At 36.5% G+C, this 6,449-nt stretch carries 5 protein-coding genes and 2 pseudogenes; 1 reads left to right on the forward strand and 6 read right to left on the reverse strand.

Annotation, left to right across the window (positions count from 1 at the left end):
- The 3 genes from Megvenef_RS06640 to Megvenef_RS06650 form a co-directional block, all read right to left on the reverse strand.
- Positions 1-328 (reverse strand): transposase (locus tag Megvenef_RS06640; RefSeq protein WP_322776028.1); only part of this gene is annotated, 328 nt, incomplete at its 3' end.
- A gap of 244 nt (positions 329-572) precedes the next feature.
- Positions 573-2,570, reverse strand: a complete 1,998-nt coding sequence (locus tag Megvenef_RS06645) for an acetyl/propionyl/methylcrotonyl-CoA carboxylase subunit alpha (protein WP_322777192.1) — start codon at positions 2,568-2,570, stop codon at positions 573-575.
- A gap of 18 nt (positions 2,571-2,588) precedes the next feature.
- Positions 2,589-4,130 carry an acyl-CoA carboxylase subunit beta gene (locus Megvenef_RS06650; RefSeq protein ID WP_322777193.1) on the reverse strand — a complete coding sequence of 514 codons (1,542 nt, stop codon included), beginning with the start codon at positions 4,128-4,130 and terminating at the stop codon, positions 2,589-2,591.
- 288 nt (positions 4,131-4,418) lie between these two features.
- Here Megvenef_RS06650 and Megvenef_RS06655 point away from each other — a divergent pair.
- A pseudogene (locus tag Megvenef_RS06655) lies at positions 4,419-4,598 on the forward strand (carboxyl transferase domain-containing protein); the annotation flags it as partial.
- 283 nt (positions 4,599-4,881) lie between these two features.
- On the opposite strand, the pseudogene Megvenef_RS09895 reads toward Megvenef_RS06655, so the two are convergent.
- From Megvenef_RS09895 to Megvenef_RS06670, 3 genes and pseudogenes are all read right to left on the reverse strand, one after another.
- Positions 4,882-5,262: pseudogene (locus Megvenef_RS09895) on the reverse strand (glycosyltransferase family 2 protein); the annotation flags it as partial.
- On the reverse strand, positions 5,262-5,789 hold the full coding sequence (locus tag Megvenef_RS06665; RefSeq protein ID WP_322777195.1) for a GNAT family N-acetyltransferase: 528 nt from the start codon (positions 5,787-5,789) through the stop codon (positions 5,262-5,264). The pseudogene Megvenef_RS09895 and the gene Megvenef_RS06665, both read right to left, overlap by 1 nt.
- Positions 5,764-6,449, reverse strand: a 686-nt coding sequence (locus tag Megvenef_RS06670) for a hypothetical protein (RefSeq protein WP_322777196.1), incomplete at its 5' end; no start/stop codon positions are given. The genes Megvenef_RS06665 and Megvenef_RS06670, both read right to left, overlap by 26 nt.

A 6,449-nucleotide genomic window follows, 5' to 3' on the forward strand; every position in this document is an offset into this window, starting at 1 on the left:
CTTCAGACACATCAAGATCTTGCTGCAAATATTCATAACCACAAAAATATTGCCAATAAATATTTTCCTTTAGCTCTTCCTCCGTAAACGAATCAGAACCGTTGTACATAGCTTGAAGCATTGATAGTGCTAGCATTACTCTATGATCTTTCTTATTTCTACCAAATTGCTTGATTTCAATGTTAGGCAATGCTCTGGCTTCAAGTTCAGACCAATTTACTAAATCCCTTAGTTTATATAACTTGTTTTTAGGATTTAGTTTTGTAGATAATTTCTCTTCAAATAACCTTTCTTGTTTTTGGAGAAAAGTAATATTTTCTATAGGCATAATTTTAAAATCCGTAAGCTTTATGCGGTAATTATACCATTTTCTTATGGATTTTGTAAGCTGTTTATGACATGAAACCCCTTGTTAATTCAGGCGGGGAGAGTTTTGACGGAGGGACTTAGTAGCAGCCCACTTCTATAGCCTTGATACTATGTGGCTTAAAATCTCTAGTAATATTCTCCTCTGCTAAAGCAACAGTAACTGTTCACTGCAGATAATATTACCCCGCAAACTGAATATACGCCTACTCAAACTCTATGAGTAACTGGCCACCTGATACATTTTCTAATGGAACAATATTAATCTTAGCGATCTTACCAGAACGTTCAGCTGTAATAATGTTTTCCATTTTCATTGCCGTAAGTACAATCAACTCTTGACCAGGAACCACTACATCTCCAACAGCAACACTAATGCCTACAATTTGCCCAGATAATGGAGCTAGTAGCTCCAGCATCCCTTCTATATCATCTCTTTTAAGCATTAACGACTCAAGTTCGGACATTCTTGGTGACCTGACATAGGTTTCTACTGATATCCCAGAATATGTCAGCCTATATCCAGTCACTATCCTTTCAACTTTGATATTTACCTTTTGGCCATTTATAATTGCTGTAATTAGTGGGCTGCCTATATTCCAATTACTGCTAATAGTAATTCTGTTTAAACCATGCCTTATGTTATAACCATTATCAACCTGTTTAGTCATTATTGGGAATTGCCCACCATCGATCGATACAATCCAGCGAGTACCAATTTTATTTGACTGATCTGACATTTGATTTTGTAACGAAGAGGCCCTTTTTTGCTCAGTGAGAAAAGCAAAAATAGCTGTAGATAAGAAGACCTCATTTATTTCCGATGTTAACTTTGCTCCAGAAAAGCCATCTGGGTATTCTTCATCAATAAATCCAGTATTAATATCACCATCCATGAATCTCTGGTGATGAATTAGCGCTTCTAGAAAGCTAATATTATGAGAGATACCTTGAATTACAAAAGAGCTCAAGGATTTTTTCATTAGTTCAATTGCTTCTTCTCTAGTTTTAGCATAAGTACATAATTTTGCGATCATAGCATCGTAATACATACTAACTTCACCACCAGGACCAATACCGCTATCGATTCTTACATTAGCGCTCTTAGGCGGCTCATGATATTCTAAAATCCTTCCACTTGAAGGCAAAAAACCACGAGAAGGATCTTCAGCACAAATCCTAGACTCAATTGCCCAACCATCTAGCTTAACATCATCTTGAGTAAACGAAAGCTTTTCACCAGCAGCGACTCTAATCATCTGCTCAACAAGGTCAATACCTGTAATAAGCTCTGTAACCGGATGCTCAACTTGCAATCTAGTATTCATTTCAAGGAAATAGTAATTTTTATCCTGATCCATCATAAATTCAACAGTTCCAGCCGAGTAGTACCCCACTTTCTGAGCTAGAGCCACAACTTCTGAATACATTTTCTTTCTGGTTTCTTCATCAACAAATGAACTTGGAGCTTCTTCGATTACTTTTTGATGATACCTTTGAATTGAACATTCACGCTCACCCAAACATACAGCATTACCAAATTGATCAGCCAAAAGTTGGATCTCGATATGTCTTGGAGATTTAATCAACTTTTCAATAAACACCCTACCATCACTAAAGCAATTTTCAGCCTCAAGCTTAGCTGAAGCATAGGCCTTTTCCATTTCTTTTACGTTATTAACAACACGCATCCCACGACCACCACCACCAGCTGCTGCCTTGATAATAATCGGGAATTTTATACCTTCTGCTATTTCAATCGCTTGCTCCAAGTTATGAATTATCCCCATATAACCAGGGACAGTACTAACACCAGAATCTATAGCAACTTTCTTTGCTTCAATCTTATCTCCCATTTGCTTGATAACTTTGGCACTAGGGCCAATCAAAGTTATACCTTCTCGTTTTAAAATATTAGCAAACTGTGAGTTTTCAGCTAAAAATCCATAACCAGGATGTACCGCAGTTGCACCGCTAATCCTAATTGCATTAACTATATTTTTGATTGATAAGTAACTTTCTGTAGCAGGAGAATTACCTATGAAATATGCTTCATCAGCATATTGCACATGATTAGAGTTTGTATCTGCCTCGGAATATATAGCAACAGATATAATGCCCATTTTACGCAAAGTTCTCATTATGCGCAAGGCGATTTCACCTCTGTTTGCTACTAATACTTTTTCAAATAATGGTTTGCTCATATAATTTTTAAACTATCTTTACAATGGTAAATTATCATGCTTCTTCCAAGGCGTTTCAACCTTCTTGGCACGTAAATAATTCAACGATTTACAAATGCGCCAACGAGTATTCTGTGGCCTGATAATGTCGTCAAGGTATCCACGAGAAGCAGCAATGAATGGAGAAGTTATATTTTCTTTATATTCTTCTATTATTTTCTGTTTAGCGACCGGATCCTTACATTCTTCTCTGAAAATAATTTCTGCGGCCCCTTCTGCTCCCATAACTGCAATTTCTGAGTTTACCCAAGCATAATTAACATCACCTCGTAAATGCTTAGAATTCATCACAATATATGCACCGCCATAAGCCTTTCTAGTAATAACAGTAATTTTAGGGACGGTAGCTTCAGCGTAAGCATAAAGCAGCTTAGCACCATGTTTGATAATGCCATTATATTCCTGCTCAACGCCAGGCAAAAACCCAGGAACATCAACAAGAGTAACCAGAGGGATACTAAAGGCGTCACAAAATCTAATAAATCGTGCGGCCTTACGAGAAGCATCAATATCTAGACACCCAGCCAAGTGAAGCGGCTGATTAGCAATAAAGCCAACAGGCATGCCTTCCATATAGCCAAAACCTATTATTATATTTTTGGCGTAGTCGGGCTGCAACTCAAAAAACTCTCCTTCATCAACAATCCGAGCTATTAATTCCTTCATATCATAGGACTTATTAGCAATAGTTGGAACCAGAGTATTAAGCGACATATCGACTCTATCAGCCGGATCTCTTGTTGACCTAATTGGTAAGACGCCACGATTAGACAGTGGTAGAAAATTAAAAAAGCGCCTCGTTTCAAGCAGTGCTTCTATATCATTTTTGAAAGCTAGATCCGCTACCCCTGATTTAGTAGTATGAACCCTTGCTCCACCAAGCTTTTCTTGGGTAACTTCTTCGCCCGTAACTGTCTTAACCACTTCTGGCCCAGTTACAAACATATACGACGATCCTTTTACCATGAAGATAAAATCGGTAAGAGCAGGAGAGTATACCGCTCCACCAGCACACGGCCCCATTACTAAGGTAATCTGAGGAATAACACCGGATGCTTTAACGTTTCTTTGAAATAATTCTCCATATCCGCCAAGCGCATCAACACCTTCTTGTATCCTAGCACCACCTGAATCATTTATTCCGATTACTGGCGCTCCAATTTCAATAGCAGAATCAATCAGGTTGCAAATTTTCTTTGCATGATATTCTCCAAGAGAACCGCCAAGAACTGTAAAATCCTGGCTATAGACAAAAACCAATCTACCATTAATTGTTCCATGACCAGTAACAACGCCATCACCAGGGAATTTCTTATCACTCATCCCAAAGTTATCACAACGATGCTCAACAAACATTCCTGTCTCTTCAAAGCTATCAGGATCCAGCAAAACCTCTAAGCGCTCTCTTGCAGTAAGCTTTCCTTTTTCATGCTGAGCAACTATCCGCTTGATTCCTCCACCAAGACGTGCAGCGCTCCTTTTATTTTCAAGTTCCTGCTGATGTAAAGCCTGTTTACTCATACTATAAATCTTTAAGATTAATATTAGCGATTATAGTAAATTTTTTGAGAAAGGATAGAAGAAAGTTATTTACCTAGCCTGAACTATATATAACGAATAAAGTCGTATGATTTTGTACTGAGACTTACCACATACGCACCTTCATCCTGAACTTGCAAAAGGTCATCATCAACTTAGTAAGAGCCATCTTGAACTTGATTCAGGATGACTTTTTGGTTCAGCCTAAATAATATCGCAGCGCCCATACCAAAGGCCGGAAAAATTTAAACGGATTTCCATTGGCAGGAACTTGAAAATAAAAGGAGCGCTGCACGTCTTGGTGGAGGAATCAAGCGGATAGTTGCTCAGCATGAAAAAGGAAAGCTTACTGCAAGAGAGCGCTTAGAGGTTTTGCTGGATCCTGATAGCTTTGAAGAGACAGGAATGTTTGTTGAGCATCAATATGGTCAGTGCGATACGCTGAATTTGTTTCGGTAATATTTGACCCATGCTTTTGGTATACATACAAAACTTCTGGAATATAATTTATTCTGCCTTTATTACCAGCCAATATCATAATTTCTTTATAAAAAGCTAGGTCAGCTCCATATCTTATTTTAGCAAAAATATTTTCCTTTGGCCTAAATTCAGCTCTAAACATCAATGTTGGTGAATAATATATAGAATCAGCTAAAGCAACTTCAATACCACCAGAAAGCGGTGGCCTTTTGTCGCTTAAACAATACAGTTCTTTTTGCAGAAAAACGTCAAAAACAGATGCGTCCGTATAGCAAATTATATTATTTGGATCATTTTCCAGCTGCACAACCTGCTTAGCAATTATTGATGGTAAAAATCTATCATCTCCTGCAAGTGCAACTATATATTTACCTTGGCAAGCCCAAATGCATTTAAACCAGTTATTTACGGGACCGGCATTTATTTCATTAATTAACACCTTGATTTTATCAGGATAGTTCTTTGCATACCCCGAAATAATATCAATAGTATTATCCGTTGAAGCATCATCTGATATTACAATTTCAAAATTTGGGTAATTTTGTTCCAACGCACTATTTATGGCTTCAGCAATGAATTTACTACTATTGTAAGTAAGTATGGCTACAGAAACTAAAGGTGACTTAATATTCATTAGCTTGCAGTAATTTTATCGATGACCACCTTATACTCATCCTGTCGCTCTAAAAAAGTATTTTTTGTATAAGTCATAAGATAGTCCAAATCCGTTTCACCAAAAATAGTTGCGCCAAATCTTTGATAGAAATCTACAGCTTTTTTATTCTTTTTTCTTACATCAAAATCAGTTTTATTCAATCCTAGTCCAAAAAATACAAATCTATATAATAAAAATACCGACTCAAAGCTAGCATATTTCCTAGCCTCAGGTATTATAATCCAGCTACCCCAACAAAAAACACTATCCTGAATATCATAAACTCTTATAGTTCCAACAGGCTTTTGTGTCTTGTTTTGTATAATAAAATAAAAATCCTTGGAATACAACCTATGGCTTTTTATCCATTCTCTTTGCTTGTCTAGATCATTTTCAACTTGCGAAAGATATTGATTTAATTCTGGATCAAGCCGTAGGGATAAAATAAATGCTGCATCATCAATTTCTACCGGCCGCAAGTCAATATTTGTTCCAAGTATCATCATCCTTTGCCATCAATCTCATAACTCTTAATACAGTGTAGACACCAGCCTTACGTACAACGCTTTTAATTTTCCCTAATACCCGATTGCTTATATTTTGCCTTTCATGCAACTTGCCGCTATCCGGCAAAAATGTACTTTGATCTTTTAGACACTGGGCTAAAATTTCATGAAAATCTGATAAAGCATCGGTAGAAATTGCCTTATTATCTTTTTGATTTGACACATCTTTTATTACTTCAAGATTGTGTTTACAGAACGTTAAGCATTTTGTAAGAAAAAACTCTGGATGGATATTGTCAAAATACAAAAACATAGTTATAAAAAATCTAGCATTCAAAGCATTCTGTTGAAATTTGCTGTAGCTTGTCCAAATACCATCTCCTGTAATCCTATATACACTTTCAATAGTATTTATACAATGAGCCTTACCTTCTTTTAAATGAATAATATTCCTAAAAGAGTCACCTTCAAAACATTGTTCATTTTTTGTCTTGATCTGCTGATATAAAATTTTTGGTACTCCGTGTTTAAAAATTACATTTCTAAACATTACCCCTGAAGTATGACCCCACATTAGGTCCTCTAAATGTTCAAAATCACAATTTCTATTTTTTAAAATAGTAAAATAAGGCGTTCTGTTATTACCATTCTCTATATATG

The organism is Candidatus Megaera venefica (assembly GCF_034554655.1).
GTDB classification, from domain to species: domain Bacteria; phylum Pseudomonadota; class Alphaproteobacteria; order Rickettsiales; family Rickettsiaceae; genus Megaera_A; species Megaera_A venefica.

What these genes read in the sequence shown, in the direction of transcription:
- Megvenef_RS06665 (WP_322777195.1), bottom strand. Translation starts at nt 5,789, where the DNA reads ATGATGATACTTGGAACAAATATTGACTTGCGGCCGGTAGAAATTGAT.
- Megvenef_RS06645 (WP_322777192.1), bottom strand. Translation starts at nt 2,570, where the DNA reads ATGAGCAAACCATTATTTGAAAAAGTATTAGTAGCAAACAGAGGTGAA.
- Megvenef_RS06650 (WP_322777193.1), bottom strand. Translation starts at nt 4,130, where the DNA reads ATGAGTAAACAGGCTTTACATCAGCAGGAACTTGAAAATAAAAGGAGC.